This is a genomic window from Nonomuraea indica (assembly GCF_002850745.1).
GTDB classification, from domain to species: Bacteria; Actinomycetota; Actinomycetes; order Streptosporangiales; family Streptosporangiaceae; genus Nonomuraea; species Nonomuraea indica.
The window spans coordinates 246,729-262,781 of record NZ_PJOK01000049.1 but is presented as its reverse complement, the minus strand read 5'-3'; the positions used below and the strand labels follow the sequence as shown (position 1 = coordinate 262,781).

Here is a 16,053-nt window from a genome sequence, read left to right as displayed (position 1 = left end):
TCGTAGCATCTCGCCTCATGTCGTCCCTGAACGAGCGAGCGGACCGCGCCGGGCACGCAGCGATCGCCGGAACCGGCGGCGCGGCCGAGGCCGTCGCCGACCTCGACCGCCTGGTCCTGCTCGGCATCGCGGACGACCTGCGCCGCCGTACCCGGTTGAACGGGGCCGGGGCGCACGAGCCGGGCGCGGTCGCGGACGACCTGGAAGCGGCGCGCCGGCACCGCTGGATCGCCGGGCACTGGCTCGCCGCCCTCCACGAGGCCGGCCTCGTGAGCCGGGACCCCGCAGGCCGCTACCACGACCTGCGCGCCCCGCGCCGGGCCGAGCTGGCCGCCGCCCGCGCCCGCATGGAGGCGGCCCGGACGGCGCTCGGCTACCCCCCGGAGCTGGCCGAGATGATGCTGCGCTCGCTGCGGCTCCTGCCCGGCCTGCTGCGCGACGAGATCGGCGTGCAGGCGCTGCTGTACCCCGACGGCGAGCCCGCCACCGCCGACGCCGTCTACCGCGACAACGTGATCAGCCGCTACCTCAACGCCGCCGCCGCGGAGGTGGTCAGGGAGGCGGCCGGGCGCGCGACCGCGCCGCTGCGCATCCTGGAACTGGGGGCGGGCATCGGCGCCACCACGGCGGACCTGCTGCCGGTGCTCGCCGCGCGGCCCGTCGCGTTCTACCTGTTCACCGATCTCTCGCCGTTCTTCCTCGACACCGCCCGGCGCCGGTTCGAGGCGGGCTTCCTCCGTTACGCGCTCCTCGACATCGCGCGCGACCTGCCGGACCAGCCAGGAGAGCTGGACCTGGTCGTCGCGGCGACCATGGCGCACAACGCCCCGCACGTCGGCCGCATGCTCGACCAGGTCGCGGCGCTGCTGGCCCCGGGCGGGCGGGTGCTCCTCGTCGAGACGGTCCGCGAACACCCCCAGTCGCTCACCTCGATGCCGTTCGCCCTGTCACCGCGCGAGGGCGACGGCCCGCCGGAGCGGCACGACGGCCGCGCGGGCACCACCCGCACCTACCTCCGTCGCGAGGAGTGGCTCGGCGCGCTCGAACGCAGCGGGCTGCGCGTCGAGGTGGACCTGCCCCGCCGCGAGGACCCGCTGACCGCGCTGTCGCAGCGCCTGTTCGTCGCCACCCGCTGATCACCTGACGATGGGAGTCCCATGAAAGAGCTGGCCGGCATCTGGTCGGAGCTGCTCGACCTGCCGCCCGACGAGATCCCGCATGATGTCGGTTTCCTGCGCCTGGGCGGCGACTCGGTTCTCGCGGTCCGCATGTCAGCGCTGGTGCGCAAGCGGCTCGGCGTCGCGCTCGCCCTGTCGGACGTGCGGGTGGAGACCACGCTGGGCGAGCTGGCGGAGCTCGTACGGCGGCGCGCGTCCGGCGAGCCGACGGCCCGGGCGCTGCCGATCAAGGTGACCCCGCGCCCCGACCCTCACGCGGAGTTCCCCCTGCTTCCCCTGCAGCAGGGCTATTTCGTCGGCCAGCAGGACGGCTGGGAGCTGTCGTACGACTCCGCCCACTACTACCTCGACTACGCGCTGACCGGCGTCGACGGCGACGAAGCCGCCGACGCCCTGGCGGACGCCGTCGAACGGCTGGCCGTCCACCAGCCCACCCTGCGCGCCCGCGTCACCTCCGACGGGCGCCAGCACGTGCTGCCCGTGGCCGCCCCCGGCGCGGTGCCCCAGGTGCGGGTGCACGACCTGCGCGAGGCGAGCGCCGAGGAGATCGCCGCCGCGCTGCGCGACGTGCGGCATGAGATGAGCACCAGGGGTCCCGACCCCACTCGCGGCCCCGGCCTGGACCTCCGCCTCACCCTGCTTCCCGGCGGCGAAGGGCGGCTCCACCTGGGCCTGAGCCTGCTGATCTTCGACGGTTGGTCGTCCAGCGTGCTCAGCCGCGACCTGCTCACCCACGTCGCCGACTGGAACGCCGCCCTGCCCCCGCTTGAGATCCACTTCGGCGACTACGTCACGTCGCTCGCCGAACTGCCCGCCACCGAGACGTGGCAGGCCGACCGGGACTGGTGGTGGTCCCGCCTCGACGCGCTGCCCGGGCCGCCCGCGCTCCCGCTCGCCGCCGACCCCCAGGAGGTTCGGCCGATCACGATGGGCAACCGCGAGCACCGCTGGAGCGCGGACCGCTGGGCGGCGCTCCGGCAGCAGTGCACCAGCAGGGGCGTCACGCCGTCGACCGCCATGCTGACCGCGTTCGGCGTGGTGCTGGCCCGCTGGGCCGGCCACCGCCGGATGTTGCTGAACTCGCTGCAGCTGAACCGCCTGCCCCTGCACCCTGACGTGCAGCGCGTCGTGGGCGCCTTCGCCGCCACCATGCTGCTTCCCCTGGACCTCGACCCCGCGGCCACGTTCGCCGAGCTCGCCACCGCCGTGCAGGCCACCTCGGGCGAGCACGCCGCCCACAACCTGGTCACGGGCGTGGAGGTCGGGCGCGAGCTGGCCCGCCGCCGCGGCAGCCGGCGGCCGGTCGGGCCCGTGGTGTTCCAGAGCGTGCTCGGCGTCGACGCCGCCATGGGCGGCCGGCCGCCCGAGGACGCCGGACCGCTCGGCCGGGTGGTCGCCACCGACTACTTCCACCAGCTCCGCACCCCGCAGGTCGCGATCGAGGTCCGCTGCTTCGAGCTGGGTCCGGAGATGGGCGCCGTCTTCTCGCTGGTCGACGAGCTCTTCGAAGCGGATCAGGTGACGGCGGCGTTCGCCGAGTTCACGGCGCTGGTCGACACCCTCGCCGACGGCTCCGGTTGGGACCGGGTGCCGGGGCTGGCCGAAGCCGCGGACCCCGGCCAGGAGGACGGCGGGTTGCGGCTCGGCCTGCTGCCCGAGCCGGCGGTCCGCCACCAGGAAGGGCCACCCGCCGACGAACTGGAGCAGGCCGTCGCCGACGTCTTCGAGGAGCTCCTGGAGGTGCCCGTGCTCGACCGCGGCGCCGACTTCTTCGGCCTCGGAGGGGACTCCCTGCTCGCGGTGCGGGCGGTCGTGCGGCTCGCCAAGGAGGTGGGCACGCCGGTGCCGGTGCGCGAGTTCCTGGCCGATCCGACGGTGGCCGGAGTGGCGCTCGCCGTCCGCTCCCGCCTGGGCGACCAGCGATGATCGGGCTGCTCGGCGGCACGGGCGCCGTCGGCCGCACGGCCGCCCACCGCATCGCGGCCTACGGACTCGGACCGCTGCGCGTCGGCGGCAGGGACCTCTCGCGTGCGACCGCGGTCGCCGCCGCGCTGCCCGGCCCGGCCCACGCGGTACGCGTGGACCTGAACGACCCGGCCGAACTGGCCGCCTTCTGCAGCGGGTGCCGCGTCGTGGTCAACTGCGCGGGCCCCACCTACCAGGTGCTGGACACCGTGGCGCGCGCCGCCTTCGCCGCCGGCGCCGACTACGTCGACATAGGCGGGGAACTGGCCGCCAAGGACGCGCTCAGCAGCCGGGACACGGACCGTGGCAGCCGGATCGCGGTGTTCTCCGCCGGGGTCATGCCCGGCCTGTCGGGGCTGCTGCCAAGGCTCCTGGCCGACGGCCGCCGGCTGCGTCGCCTCGACGTCTACGTGGGCGGCGCGGCCGTGTTCACCCCGCTGTCCGCGGTCGACGCGCTGCTCACCAGAGGACCGAAGTTCGGGGTGCCGATGGCGGCCTGGCGGGAGGGCCGGATCGTGCCCAACACTCTCGGGCCGCTGCACGGGGTCCGGCTGCCCGGGTTCCCCGTACCGGTGCACGCCTGGCCGTACCTCACCACCGAAGCGCAGACGCTCGCCGTGGACACCGGCGCGGACGAGGTGCGCTCCTACAACGTCTTCGTCTCCAACCGCCTTCCGGACGCCCTCGCCTCCGTCTGGGCGGAGGTGGCGGACACCGACCCCGCCGCGCTGGCCCACCGCGCTGACGCCGTGACGCGCGCCTCCCGGCTCGACCGCGCCGACTTCGGAGCCTTCTACGTCATGCTGTTCACCGCCCGGCCCCATCCGGGCGCCCCGCCCGGCCCCACGCGCGTGCTGCTCACGGCCGTGGACTCCTACGCGCTGAGCGGAGTGGTGACGGCCCTCGCCACCCGCGCGGTCCTGACCGGCTCGGTGCCGGAGGGCGTCCATCTGGCGGCCGAGGCGTTGGACCCGGACGCCACCGCGGCCGCGCTCCACGACGACCCGCTGGTCGACCAGCTCACCGTCCTGTGAGCGCTGGTCCCGGTCCCGGAGAACGCGGCCGGCCCTGGTCCCGGCGTCTCTCAGAGCAGGTGCTGGGGCAGCCTGAGCCACATGTCGGCCTGGCGGCTGATCGATCGGGGGGCGGTCGGCCGCAGACCCGCCCCGGCGAAGCAGTAGGCCACCGCTTCGTCGTGGTAGAGGTAGGTGGTGAGGATGTCCTCGGTCGGTTCGTCGGCGGAGACGATGCCGCCGCCGGGGTGGGTGTCCCACTCCTCGATGGTGCCGCCCCGGGCGACGGCTCCCTGGTCGCCGCTCTTCGGGTTGGCGTACAGCGCGTAACAGACGGCGCCCACGGACAGGCGCTCGATGACGCCGTTACGGGCGGCGTCGTATCCCCACGATTGGACGACCACGCATCCGCCGGGCACCTCGGTGACGCCGACGACAGCCATGCTCACGTCATCGTCCGCCCAAGGGTCCTCGATGAGTTCTTCGATGTCCACGTCATGGGCCGGTACGGCCTCCAGCCGCCGGGCCGCCTCGGCCGCGGTGACGCCGGCCACGCAGGCGACGCTGAAGCCGTCGTCGTCGAAGCGCTCCAGCGTGGCGATCAGGTGTCTGGCCTCCGCCACGGCCGCGGCCTCGGCAGGGGACAGGCCCGCCTCGCCGTCGGGAACGGCGAAGAGGTCAGGGTGGGGGTGGCCAGGCCGAGCCGTCCGGGCGACCACCCGTTCATCATCGGCCGCCACGGGTCCGCTCCGGCGGAGACCAGGGCGCGGGCATTGTCGGGGCGGTTGTTGTAGACGGCCTCCCAGAGGGCGGTGCGGCCTTCGTGCTCGGCGTCGACGTCGTCGACGCGCCGCACGAGTTCGGCGACCACCTCGGGCGAACCGATCGCGGCCGCCGCGTGGAGCGGCCGTCCGTGGACGAACAGTCCTGCGTTCGGATCGGCTCCCGCGTCGAGCCGGGCGCGGACCAGGCTGAGGTCCGTCCAGTCGTTCCAGCCGAAGCCGGCCCATCCGGATCCGTCGTTGACGACCATGGCGCTCCTTCGCGACACACGAACAGGGGAACGCCGATCATGGCGGACGAGTCCGACAGATCGGACCGCAGCCGATGCCGGAGAGGATGGCGCCCTCCGAAACGCCTGCAACCTTTCCCGCCGGGGTCCGCATCGAAGCAGCGGTGGACAATGACGGCATGCTTCGGTGGCGTTATCTGCGGTGGTGGCTGGCCGCACTGACGGTGTGCGTGCTGAGTTTCCTGTCCTTATGGCTGCCGACGTTCGTTGCCGGTGATGGGAGCGTGGCGTGTGGCGGCCCGCTGTCGCTCAGTCCGGACGAGCTGCGGTCCGATGTGGAGGAGACGTGGGAGCGGCTGCGCGCACCCGTGACGTCCACGTTCGAGCAGGCCCTGGTTCTCAACGCTCTGCCCTCCATGAGCGCTCTGTTGTCAGGCGCGTTCGCCGCCTGGGCCGGGCGGCGACTCGGTACGGCGGTGGGGACGCTGGCTGTTTCGATCATGCTGGTTGTCGCGCTCGACTGGGTGTTTCTCGCGCTCTCGTACGTCAGGCTGCTCGACTGCGCGGGCTGGGCCGGGCGGCTTCCATGGCTGCTGTGGCATCTTCTCCCCGTACTCGGCTACAGCAGTGCGGCCGTTCTGCTGGCCGTGGGAGTCGTGGCCCGCTGGAGGCCGTCGGGGAGCGGAGAGCCCGATCCAGAGGAAACGGCCGATCGTTCCTAGGCATCCTCCTTGATCGCGCGGCGGCACGCGCCTACGAGGGTCCACGCGATCCTGTCAGACGACTCTCGGCGCACTGGCCGGGTCGTGCGGCGTTCCGTCTGCCGGCCCTGCTCCTCGGTACCGGTGGTGCCGGTCATGCGGGGGAACGTCTGCCCGGCAGGGGCCGGTCGGCGTTCCCGGCCGTGGTCGGGTCACCCGCGCTCGCCAGGGGCCGCCTCGGGTGCTACTCGGCGTAGGGCTGGTCCGTTCCCTGGGCGCTGTAGCCGAGGCTCCAGATGTAGCCGTCCGGGTCCGCGAAGCTGCCGCCGTACCCGCCCCACGGCAGAGGCCCGCCGGGCTTGAGGATCGTGGCGCCGGCCTTCTCGGCCTCCGCGAGGATCTCGTCGACCCGCGCCTCGCTCCGCACGACGTAGGTGAGGACCAGCCCGCTGAAGCCGCTGCCTTCCGGGCTCGTGCCCACCTGGTCGGCCAGGCCGTCGCGGCCGTAGAAGCCGACGGGCGAGGCTCCGTCCGACTCGAAGAACACCGAGATGCCGAAGTCGTTCTGGATCTTCCAGCCGAGGCCCTCCGTGTAGAACTGCTTGGCCCGGTCGAGGTCGCGGACGCCGAGGAGGATCGAGCTCACGTGCGCTTTCATGCCTTTTTCTCCTTGTGTTCGAGGGGCGATGCCCATGTGCCTCACCCTACGAACGGCCCCGTGGCCGGCGCTTCTTCATTCGTGACCGGTTGGGACGGCTGCGCCGTGCCCCGGGCGGCATTCCCGGCGCCTGCCGAGACGCGAAGGCCCCACGCGTTGGTCGCGTGGGGCCTTCGCCGGCAGGTGTCATCGGTGGTTCCTGCGGCGCGCCGTGTGGCGTGCCGGGGTGTCCGCTGGGCGGATGATGCCGGGGCGCTGCTCGCGCCCGATGGCCTCGGTCAGGCGCCGACGTACGCCGCGAGGTGCTCGCCGGTGAGGGTGGAGCGGGCGGCGACGAGGTCGGCGGGTGTGCCCTCGAAGACGATCCGGCCGCCGTCGTGGCCGGCGCCGGGACCGAGGTCGATGATCCAGTCGGCGTGCGCCATGACCGCCTGGTGGTGCTCGATGACGATGACCGACTTGCCGGACTCGACGAGCCGGTCGAGCAGGCCGAGCAGTTGCTCGACGTCGGCGAGGTGCAGGCCGGTCGTCGGCTCGTCGAGGACGTAGACGCCGCCCTTCTCGGCCATGTGGGTGGCCAGCTTGAGCCGCTGCCGCTCGCCGCCGGACAGCGTGGTGAGCGGCTGGCCGAGGCTGAGGTAGCCGAGCCCGACGTCGGCGAGCCGGCCGAGGATGGCATGGGCGGCCGGCGTGCGCGCCGGCCCGGAGCCGAAGAACTCCTCGGCCTCGGTCACCGACATGGCGAGCACCTCGCTGATGTCGCGGCCGCCGAGGTGGTAGTCCAGCACGGACGCCTGGAACCGCTTGCCCTCGCACTCCTCGCACGTGGTGGCGACACCGGCCATCATCGCCAGGTCGGTGTAGATGACGCCGGCGCCGTTGCAGCCGGGGCAGGCGCCTTCGGAGTTGGCGCTGAACAGCGCCGGCTTCACCCCGTTGGCCTTCGCGAACGCCTTGCGGATCGGGTCGAGCAGTCCGGTGTAGGTCGCCGGGTTGCTCCGTCGCGAGCCGCGGATCGCGCCCTGGTCGATCGCCACCACCCCGTCGCGGCCCGACACCGAGCCGTGGATCAGAGAGCTCTTGCCGGAGCCGGCGACACCGGTGACGACGACGAGCACGCCGAGGGGGATGTCGACGTCGACGTCGCGAAGGTTGTTCGCCGTCGCGCCGCGGACCTCCAGTGTCCCGGTGGGCTTGCGCACCGTGTCCTTGACGGCGGCCCGGTCGTCGAGGTGGCGGCCGGTGATGGTGCCGCTGGACCGCAGCCCCTCGACGGTGCCCTCGTAGCAGATGCTGCCGCCCGCCGTGCCGGCGCCGGGACCGAGGTCGACGATGTGGTCGGCGATGGCGATCAGCTCCGGCTTGTGCTCCACGACGAGCACCGTGTTGCCCTTGTCGCGCAGCCGCAGCAGCAGGTTGTTCATCCGCTGGATGTCGTGGGGGTGCAGGCCCACGGTGGGCTCGTCGAAGACGTAGGTGACGTCGGTGAGCGAGGAGCCGAGGTGGCGGATCATCTTGACCCGCTGCGCCTCGCCGCCCGACAGCGTGCCCGACGGCCGCTCCAGGCTGAGATAGCCCAGGCCGATCTCCACGAAGGACTCCAGGGTGTGCCGCAGCTTGGCGAGCAGCGGCGCCACCGACGGCTCGTCCAGGCCGCCGACCCAGTCGGCCAGGTCGCTGATCTGCATCGCGCAGGCGTCGGCGATGCTGATCCCCCTGATCTTCGACGACCGGGTCACCTCGTTGAGCCGGGTGCCGCCGCACTCGGGGCAGGCGGTGAAGGTCACCGCCCGCTCCACGAAGGCACGGATGTGCGGCTGCAGCGCCTCCTTGTCCTTCGACAGCATCGACTTCTGGAGCTTCGGGATCAGTCCCTCGTACGTCAGGTTGATGCCCTCGACCTTGATCTTGGTCGGCTCCTTGTGCAGCAGGTCGTGGAGTTCGGCCTCGGTGAAGTCGCGGATCGGCTTGTCCGGGTCGAAGAGCCCGCAGCCGCTGAAGATCCGGCCGTACCAGCCGTCCATGCTGTAGCCGGGGATCGTGAGCGCGCCCTCGTTCAGCGACTTGGAGTCGTCGTAGAGCTGGGTCAGATCGATGTCGGAGACCCGGCCCATGCCCTCGCAGCGCGCGCACATGCCGCCGGTGATGGCGAAGTCGCGCCGTTCCTTCACGGTCTTGCCGGCGCGCTCGATCGCGACCGCGCCCGTCCCGCTGATCGAGGCGACGTTGAAGGAGAACGCCTGGGGCGAGCCGATGTGCGGCTGCCCGAGCCGGCTGAACAGGATGCGCAGCATCGCGTTGGCGTCGGTGACGGTGCCGACCGTGGATCGGGGGTTGGCGCCCATCCGCTCCTGGTCGATGATGATCGCCGTCGTCAGCCCTTCGAGCACGTCGACCTCGGGCCGGGACAGCGTCGGCATGAAGCCCTGTACGAAGGCGCTGTAGGTCTCGTTGATCATCCGCTGCGACTCCGCGGCGATCGTGCCGAACACCAGCGAGCTCTTGCCCGAGCCGGAGACGCCGGTGAACACCGTCAGCCGGCGCTTCGGCAGCTCGACGCTGACGTCCTTGAGGTTGTTCTCGCGCGCGCCCTGCACGCGGATCAGGTCATGGCTGTCGGCGACGTGCGGCGCGGACGGCTGCGTCTCCGTCGTGGTGGCAATGCTCATCGTGTCTCCATCGAAAGAGGCGGGTCATGGCTGGACGACCGGCTTCGAGCAGTACGTGGGTCATGGCATGGGGATCGCCCGGCGGGAACGGCCGAAGGCGACGTGGGGCAGGGCGTTGAGGGGATTTATCCCAGTTTGGGGGTCATGTCGGTGCGGGCCTGCATGCCAGTGGCACCGAGGGCCCTGGGCAGCGAGACCGGCCCTCGACGCCAGGCGGCCCGTGGATCGGGGCGGCCATGGGGAGTCGAAGTCATCGCCTCAACCGTATCGTAGAACGCCTGTTTGAGACTTCGACCTCGTACGCGCACGAAAGACGGCGCTGAGCTTCAACCGCTGAGGAACGGACCGGCTGCCGGCAGGCCGGGCATCGCGGTGTCTCCTCCTGACTCCCGGAATCCCCATCCCCGGACGCGCCGTCCGATTCCCGCCGGTGGAGCGGCCCGCCGGGGCAGCAGACTACGCAGTCGTGCTGCTTCGTACCGACACCGTTCGTCGCGACTTCGCCCTGTTGTGGGCGGGGCAGTCGCTGTCCCTGTTCGGCGACCAGTTCATGAAACTGGCGTTGCCGCTGCTCGCCGTGACCGCGCTGGACGCCTCGCCCGCGCAGGCGGCGCTGCTGCCCTTCGCGCTGTTCTTCCCCTTCCTGCCCCTCGGCCTGCCCGCGGGGGCGATCGTCGACCGGCTGCCGCGCCGCACGGTGATGCTGGTCTGCGACGGCGTGCAGGTGGTCGCGTTCGGCGCGGTGTGGGTGCTGCTCGCCGCGGGGTGGCTGACGTTCCCGATGCTGCTCGGGCTGGTGCTGCTGAGCGGATGCGCGGTGGTGTTCTTCCAGGTCGCCTACACCTCCTACCTGCCCAGCCTGATCCACGAGCCCGAGCGGCTGCACACCGGCAACGCCCGTCTGTCCCTGTCGGAGTCGACGGCGCAGGCGGTGGGGCCGATGGTCGCGGGGCCCGTGATCCACGCGCTCGGCGTGATCGGCGCGGTCGCCGCCAACGTCGTCAGCTTCGCCGCGTCGGTGCTGTCCCTGGTGATGATCAAACACAGGGAGCCGGCGCGGCAGGTCACCGCGCGCGAACCCGGCTGGCTGCGCAGGGACATCGCGGAAGGGCTGCGCTTCGTGGCCCGCCATCCCGTGCTCGAACCGATCATCACCTGCGGCACCACCTACGTGCTGTTCCTGTCGATGGTCGAGACGAGCCTGGTGCTCTACTGCCGTGACGTGCTCCATCTGTCACCGCAGTGGATCGGCGTGGTCCTCGGCGCGGCCGCGGCGGGATACCCGATCGGCAACCTGGTCTCGGCCCGGCTGGTGAAGAGGTGGGGCGCGCCGCGCGCGCTGGTGGTGGCGGCGACGGTGTCGGTGGCGGGCATCCTGTCCATGCCGGTGCTCGGCGCGCACGTCGGCGCGGTCGGGCTGGTCGCGGGGAGCATCGCCCACTGCGTGGGAGAGGGCGCCTTCAACCCGACCTCGCTGACCATACGCCACACGGCCACCCCGGCGGAGCTGCTCGGGCGGGTCAGCTCGGTGCACCGCTTCCTCATCTGGGGCGCCATCTCGGTCGGCGCGCTGCTCGCGGCGGGGGTCACCGCGCTCGCAGGACTGTCGGCCGCAGTGTGGATCGGGGCCTTCGGCACGGCGCTGTGCCTGCCCGTCCTCGTGCGGCGCGGCATCCGCGCCGCCGCCCGCGACCGGTAGCGCCTGTCTAGTCGGCGACCAGCACCTTGACCGTGAGTACCTCCTCGGCGGCGGGGCCGGTCAGGCGGATGGACAGCTCCCAAGCTCCGGCCATGGTGAAGACCTCGCCGTCCGCGTGGAAGTGGCCGGGTTCCCGTTCGCGGGTGGTGGCCTCGGGCATGGCGTGGCCCATGTGGGGCATCACGGCCGACAGCGCGACGGTGTCCGCGTCGCCCCTGTCGAGGCGCACCCGCGCCGTCCGGCCGTCGACGACGACCGTGACGGCGTAGTGGGCGCCCGCCGAGCGGACGCTGACCGGCTCGGCGGTCGAGGCGCGCCCTACGACGAAGAACGTCACGGCGGCCGCCACCAGGGCGCACAGGGCCAGGACCCGCTTCATCGGACGGTCTCCGGCGCCGTGACGTCCACGGTGAACGGCATCGTCACGATGCGGTCGGCCGTGGCGTACTGCGCCCAGGCGAGGTATCGGCCCGGCCGGGGGAAGCTGAAGGTGAAGCGGAGCCGGGACCCCGGCGACCCCATCTCGTGGACGTGGCCGAAGAAGGCGCCGTCCTGGCTGCGGACGACCAGGTGGCCGGTCATGCCCAGCCAGGGGCGAGGTGGTTCCGTGGTGCCGAGTTCGATCGTCGTCGGGCGGCCGGCCACGGGTGCCGCGGGCCGCAGGCGCGGCACCGCGGCCGGGTGGGCGGTGTCCGGCTCGGCGGGTGGACCGGCGGTGTCCGGCTCGGCGGGTGGACCGGCGGTGTCCGGCTCGGCGGGTGAGCCGACGGTGTCCGGCTCGACGGGGGCTTGGGTGGTGTCCGGCTCGGTGGTGGACGGCTCGGTGGGTCGCCCGCCGACGGTGAAGCTTCCGGTGACGAGCTGGCCGCCGGAGTCCTCCCGTTCCAGCTCGGCGTGGGCCAGGTAGCGGCCCGGCCGGTCGGTGCGCATCCGCACCTCCAGCCGCCCGGGCGCCGTCCGCAGCGGGTGCAGGTGCCGGAACCGGCGGCCGTCCTCGCTGGTGACGACCAGATGGGCGAGCGCCTCGTGGTGGACGGTGAGATCGTCCACGGGCCGGCCGGTGGCCCCGTCGACCAGCGCGACGCGCAGGGTGAACTCCTCTCCGGCGACCGGGCTCGCGGGCACGGTCTCCAGCAGGCTCTGGACGAACGGGCGCCCGCCCGCCTGCGGTCCGGCCGTGGGCGCGGCGCCGTCGGGCGGGCCGGTGGGCAGCTGCGGTTCGAGGACGACGACCATGGCGGCGACGGTCAGCCCCGCCGCCGCGCCACCGGCCAGCAGCATGGCGGGGCCACGCCGGGACAGCGCGCCGGTGAGCAGGCCGCCGACCAGGAGCAGCCCCGCGACGAAGAAGCCCCCGTAGATCAGGAAGTCCCAGCCGGAGCCGCGGTCCACCAGGACCCGGAACGGCACCACGGCGACCTCGCCCCCCGCGCTCAGTCGGAGCTCGTGGGGTCCGGTCTGACCGACCTGGAGCCGCACGAACTGCGGGTCCCGGGCCGCCCGCGCGACCCCGGAGACCGTGCGGCCGTCCGTGACGGAGCGGACCTCGAGGTTCACCGGCAGGTCGGCGACCGGCTGGTAGGCCACGACGCCGATCCGCAACGGCCCCGGCACCCGCGCCGTCCCCTTGATGACCACGGTGAGCTCGGTGCCCGCGATGGTCTGGGCGATCCGCAGGTCCGCCCCGGCCGTCACGTTGTGCGCGGCGGCCGGAGCCGCGCCCGGGAGCAGCAGAAGGACGGCCGAGGCGGCGCCCGCCGACACCAGGAGCGCGGCCAGGCGGAGAACCCGGATCATGCCCGGCCGGTGTCCGCGGCGTTGGGCAGGAGCAGCACCCCGAGCACGAGCCCGACGAGCCCGGCCACGATCGGCGCCCCGGTCAGCAGTTCGGGCACGGCGGGCGTCCTGCCGGCCGCCACCGACGCGACCGCGAGGTACAGCGACCAGGTGGTGAAGGCGGACAGCCCGGCGAAGCCCCAGAACGCGCCCCGCCGCACCGCGGACGGGCGCAGCCACCTGATCAGCAGGTCATTCACGACACCGGCGGCGACGAAGCCCAGCAGGACCGGCAGGTTCTCGAACGCCGTCTGCGCTCCCGGCATCAGGACGCCCACGGCGTACATCAGCGTCACGCTGCCGAACGGCAGACGCCAGCGGCGGAGCAGGAACAGCACGGGGGCCAGGAGGACGACATTGGTGATGATCATCGAGGAGGCGAGGCGGTCGGCTCCCCGCTCGTCCACGGAGGAGAACGCCTCGACGACGCCGCCGGCGCTCCACTGCATGGCGTCGCCGTACGAGAGGAACAGCGACACCAGTGTGGCCGCGAAGGCGAGCCCGACGAGGGCGGGCAGCAGGCGGCCGAACGACGGCCGGTCGCCGAGGTCGGGGGCGTTCCAGGCGGAGCGGAGCGGGGTGGTGATGATGAGCGTCATCGTCGCGATGAGGCCGAGGTGGGAGGGGCTGAACAGGATGTCGACGCTCTGCTCGATGCCGAGGAAGGTGTGCCACATCATGTCGGCGAAGCCGAAGGCCGCGAACCCCGGCACCGCGACCAGCCCGGCCAGGTAGCCCATGGGGACCGCCGCGAGCCCCTGCCGGCCCTTCCTGACGTTGCGCCACGCCTGCCAGATGATCCAGCCGGAGACCGCGGCGAACCCCGAGTAGAACACCGCGTGCCAGGGGGTGAAGAACGTCTCCAGCTCCGCGAGGTTGCTGTGCGCCCACGCGTCGATCATCAACCCGATGCCGAACCAGACACCCAGCAGCGCGGTGACCAGGTCGGTCCGGGGCGACACCCACTCGCGCGCCTCGCCGGAGTCGGCCAGTAATCGCTGAACACCCGCGTTGGTCAAAGCCATCTCAACACTTCCTTTCCCGTCATGTCGAATGCTCCCATCGCGCTCGGGGATCACGGAAGCCCGATGCGGGCGTCCGGGTGTCAGACGGGCGGTTACGGGGCAGGTCATGATGTCCACCTGCCAGGCGCGGCGGGGGAGGGAAGTCGGCGACCGGCCTCTACGCTCTGCGCAGGACGCGTCTCGGTGGAGAGGGGCTTTTCGTGAGGGACGACACGACCCGGCTCGCGGGCTTGCTGTACGAGATGGGGCTGCTCAAGCGGTACCGGCGCACGGGGTGGCTGGTGGCGGGGGTGCGCGATCCGGAGAGCATCGCCGACCACTCCTTCCGCGCCGCCGTGATCGCGAGCGTGATCACCGTGCTGGAGGGCGGTGATCCGCAGCGGGCGGCGTTCATGAGCCTGTTCCACGACACGCAGGAGACGCGGATCACCGACATCCCGTACCTCGGCAAGCGCTACCTGCGGGCCGCCCCGAACGAGCAGGTCACCGCCGACCAGATGCGCGGCCTGCCGGACGCGGTCGCGCGGATGGTGGGCGGGGCGGTCGCGGAGTACGAGGAGAAGGCCAGTCTGGAGGCCGTCTGCGCCCGTGACGCGGACAAGCTGGAGTGCCTGATCCAGGCCGTCGAGTACCGCGAGCAGGGGCACCAGAACGTGCAGCCGTGGATCGACAGCTCGCTGGCCGCGCTCAAGACGACCACGGCCAAGCGGATCGCCGAGGCGGTGCTCGGCAGCGGCTCGCTCGACTGGGTGCTGCGGGTGCTCAACGGCGCGGGCGGCGGCGACGAGGACTCGGGTCCCGGTGAGGACGCGGGGCCGGGCTACGAGCCGCCGGCCGCCTGATCGGGGAGCGGCTGGTTGACGTACGGGTCACGGCCGGCCTCGGCGAACGCCTCCACCACGCCCGGCCCTTCGAGCCGGAAGTCGCAGCCGTTGGGCGACTCGGGTTCGAGGACGGCGTTCCACTGCAGCACCGCCTTGATCTTCGGCATGGTCCTCAGCGCCTGCGGGACGCCGCGGAACCAGTCGGCCTTGGCCGAGGGGTTCTTCGGGTCCACCTCGGTGCTGTACTCGCCGATGATGATCGGCTTGTCGGCGAACCCGTTGGCCTGGAACCAGTCGTAGGTCGGCTTGACGGTCTGCGCGAAGTCCTGCCATTTAGCGCCCCGGCAGCCGGCGAAGTTGTAGGGGTCGTAGCTGATCCAGTCGACGTAGTCGTGGCCCGGGTACAGGCCCTTCCACGTGTCCTTGTACTCCATGAAGCCGGTCACGGCCCAGACCCACACCACGTTGGTCACGCCCAGCTTCTCGAACCGGTCGTGGATGTGCTTGTACGCGGCGACGTACTCGGCCGCGGTGCCGCTGGTCTCGCGCCGGTCCATCTCGCCGTCGAACCCCAGTATGACGCGCCTGCCGTAGCTCTTGATCCGCTCCGCCTGCTTGTCGATCAGGGCGTCCATGGAGCCGCCGGCGATGTCGCGCCAGAGCAGGGTGCGCTCGGGGGAGCCCCAGATCTTGGCCTCCCAGCTGAGCAGGAGGATGCGGTCGCGGCCGAGCTCCACCTCGTCCTCGCGGATGAACGTGCCGTTGGGGCCGTCGGACATGTCGTGATAACTGAAGATCACGTCGAGCTTGCGGCCGAGCCGGGACTCCATGGAGCCGACGGCCTCCACCACCGGCACCCTCGGGTCGCCGGGAGCGATGTACATGCCCCAGTACGCCCCGCAGGGCGGCACGAGCTTGTCCGTCGGCCTGCAGCCGTCGGCCGTCGGCTGGGCGGTCGCGACCGGGACGCCGTCGCCGTCGCCGGAGCAACCGGTGGCCACCGAAAGGAGCAGCACCCCGGCGGCGGCCAGCAGCCTGCCGCGCGGCAGGCCTCTCCGCGCTCGCGCGAACCCCGGCCGTCCGGCGTTTCCTGCTGACAAGGCCCGGTGCCTCCACTCCGCGTACGCACGTGCTCCCGGTGCCCACACCGGAGGATGCCGGAGGGGCCGCACGCCGATGACAGCGACGGCGCCGGCGACGACAGCCGTCGATCACGACTATAGGATCACGAGCCCGCCGGCTTGGACCGTGCCACCTCCGGGCTTCCTGTGAATCAGCGGGCGGCGCCCGGACCGTCTGGCCGCGCCGCGCGGTACCCGACCGGCGCGAACCGCCGCATGCCCCCACCAAACGGCGACCTCCCCGCGTCGCCGCCGCGAACGCGTTTTACTGGCCCACGGAACCAGCCCCCGGCGTTGATCGTTCAGCGGGTGGCTGACACATGCCGACAACAGAAGCGACAGGGAGAACAAG

14 protein-coding genes are annotated in these 16,053 nt (G+C 72.3%); 6 read left to right on the top strand and 8 right to left on the bottom strand.

The window, feature by feature from the left end; translation table 11 throughout:
- Positions 1 to 17: 17 nt before the first annotated feature.
- The 3 genes from CXR44_RS36160 to CXR44_RS36150 are packed head-to-tail and all read left to right on the top strand — an operon-like array spanning position 18 to position 4,177.
- A complete protein-coding gene (locus tag CXR44_RS36160) occupies positions 18 to 1,136 on the top strand; it encodes a class I SAM-dependent methyltransferase (protein ID WP_101790634.1) in 1,119 nt (372 codons plus the stop codon).
- Positions 1,137 to 1,157: 21 nt separating this feature from the next.
- Positions 1,158 to 3,104: a condensation domain-containing protein gene (locus CXR44_RS36155; RefSeq protein ID WP_101790633.1), complete on the top strand. Its 1,947-nt coding sequence runs from the start codon at positions 1,158 to 1,160 to the stop codon at positions 3,102 to 3,104.
- Positions 3,101 to 4,177: a saccharopine dehydrogenase NADP-binding domain-containing protein gene (locus CXR44_RS36150; protein ID WP_101790632.1), complete on the top strand. Its 1,077-nt coding sequence runs from the start codon at positions 3,101 to 3,103 to the stop codon at positions 4,175 to 4,177. Before CXR44_RS36155 ends, CXR44_RS36150 begins: the two co-directional genes overlap by 4 nt.
- 50 nt (positions 4,178 to 4,227) lie before the next feature.
- Here CXR44_RS36150 and CXR44_RS41445 read toward each other — a convergent pair whose 3' ends face one another.
- Entirely contained in the window at positions 4,228 to 4,779 is a 552-nt protein-coding gene (locus CXR44_RS41445; RefSeq protein WP_245899858.1) for a DUF6461 domain-containing protein, read from the bottom strand.
- On the bottom strand, positions 4,758 to 5,189 hold the full coding sequence (locus CXR44_RS41440; RefSeq protein WP_245899856.1) for an ankyrin repeat domain-containing protein: 432 nt from the start codon (positions 5,187 to 5,189) through the stop codon (positions 4,758 to 4,760). The genes CXR44_RS41445 and CXR44_RS41440 overlap by 22 nt, the downstream gene beginning before the upstream one ends.
- 86 nt (positions 5,190 to 5,275) lie before the next feature.
- Between CXR44_RS41440 and CXR44_RS36140 the strand changes: the two genes are divergently transcribed.
- The gene (locus CXR44_RS36140) at positions 5,276 to 5,890 is read left to right on the top strand and encodes a hypothetical protein (RefSeq protein WP_144070212.1); all 615 of its coding nucleotides are present in this window, start codon (positions 5,276 to 5,278) and stop codon (positions 5,888 to 5,890) included.
- 223 nt (positions 5,891 to 6,113) lie between these two features.
- Here the strand turns inward: CXR44_RS36140 and CXR44_RS36135 are convergent, their stop codons facing one another.
- Both CXR44_RS36135 and CXR44_RS36130 read right to left on the bottom strand, forming a co-directional pair.
- A complete protein-coding gene (locus CXR44_RS36135; RefSeq protein WP_101790630.1) occupies positions 6,114 to 6,527 on the bottom strand; it encodes a VOC family protein in 414 nt (137 codons plus the stop codon).
- Between the two features lie 278 nt (positions 6,528 to 6,805).
- Positions 6,806 to 9,196 carry an ATP-binding cassette domain-containing protein gene (locus CXR44_RS36130; RefSeq protein ID WP_101790629.1) on the bottom strand — a complete coding sequence of 797 codons (2,391 nt, stop codon included), beginning with the start codon at positions 9,194 to 9,196 and terminating at the stop codon, positions 6,806 to 6,808.
- 466 nt (positions 9,197 to 9,662) lie between these two features.
- On the opposite strand from CXR44_RS36130, the gene CXR44_RS36125 reads away from it, so the two are divergent.
- Positions 9,663 to 10,895, top strand: a complete 1,233-nt coding sequence (locus tag CXR44_RS36125; protein ID WP_101790628.1) for an MFS transporter — start codon at positions 9,663 to 9,665, stop codon at positions 10,893 to 10,895.
- Positions 10,896 to 10,902: 7 nt separating this feature from the next.
- Here the strand turns inward: CXR44_RS36125 and CXR44_RS36120 are convergent, their stop codons facing one another.
- From CXR44_RS36120 to CXR44_RS36110, 3 genes are read right to left on the bottom strand one after another with little or no spacing between them, the layout of a single operon-like run.
- Positions 10,903 to 11,274, bottom strand: coding sequence for a hypothetical protein (locus CXR44_RS36120; RefSeq protein ID WP_101790627.1), 372 nt, complete (start codon positions 11,272 to 11,274; stop codon positions 10,903 to 10,905).
- Positions 11,271 to 12,692 (bottom strand): hypothetical protein, encoded by a 1,422-nt coding sequence (locus tag CXR44_RS36115; RefSeq protein ID WP_101790626.1) that lies wholly within the window; start codon positions 12,690 to 12,692, stop codon positions 11,271 to 11,273. The genes CXR44_RS36120 and CXR44_RS36115 overlap by 4 nt, the downstream gene beginning before the upstream one ends.
- The gene (locus CXR44_RS36110; RefSeq protein ID WP_101790625.1) at positions 12,689 to 13,756 is read right to left on the bottom strand and encodes a hypothetical protein; all 1,068 of its coding nucleotides are present in this window, start codon (positions 13,754 to 13,756) and stop codon (positions 12,689 to 12,691) included. Before CXR44_RS36110 ends, CXR44_RS36115 begins: the two co-directional genes overlap by 4 nt.
- Positions 13,757 to 13,998: 242 nt before the next feature.
- Between CXR44_RS36110 and CXR44_RS36105 the strand changes: the two genes are divergently transcribed.
- Positions 13,999 to 14,598 (top strand): HD domain-containing protein, encoded by a 600-nt coding sequence (locus tag CXR44_RS36105; RefSeq protein WP_101790695.1) that lies wholly within the window; start codon positions 13,999 to 14,001, stop codon positions 14,596 to 14,598.
- Here the strand turns inward: CXR44_RS36105 and CXR44_RS36100 are convergent.
- Positions 14,577 to 15,680, bottom strand: coding sequence for a glycoside hydrolase family 26 protein (locus CXR44_RS36100; RefSeq protein ID WP_101790624.1), 1,104 nt, complete (start codon positions 15,678 to 15,680; stop codon positions 14,577 to 14,579). The two genes, CXR44_RS36105 and CXR44_RS36100, sit on opposite strands and share 22 nt — an antisense overlap.
- Positions 15,681 to 16,053 lie beyond the last annotated feature (373 nt).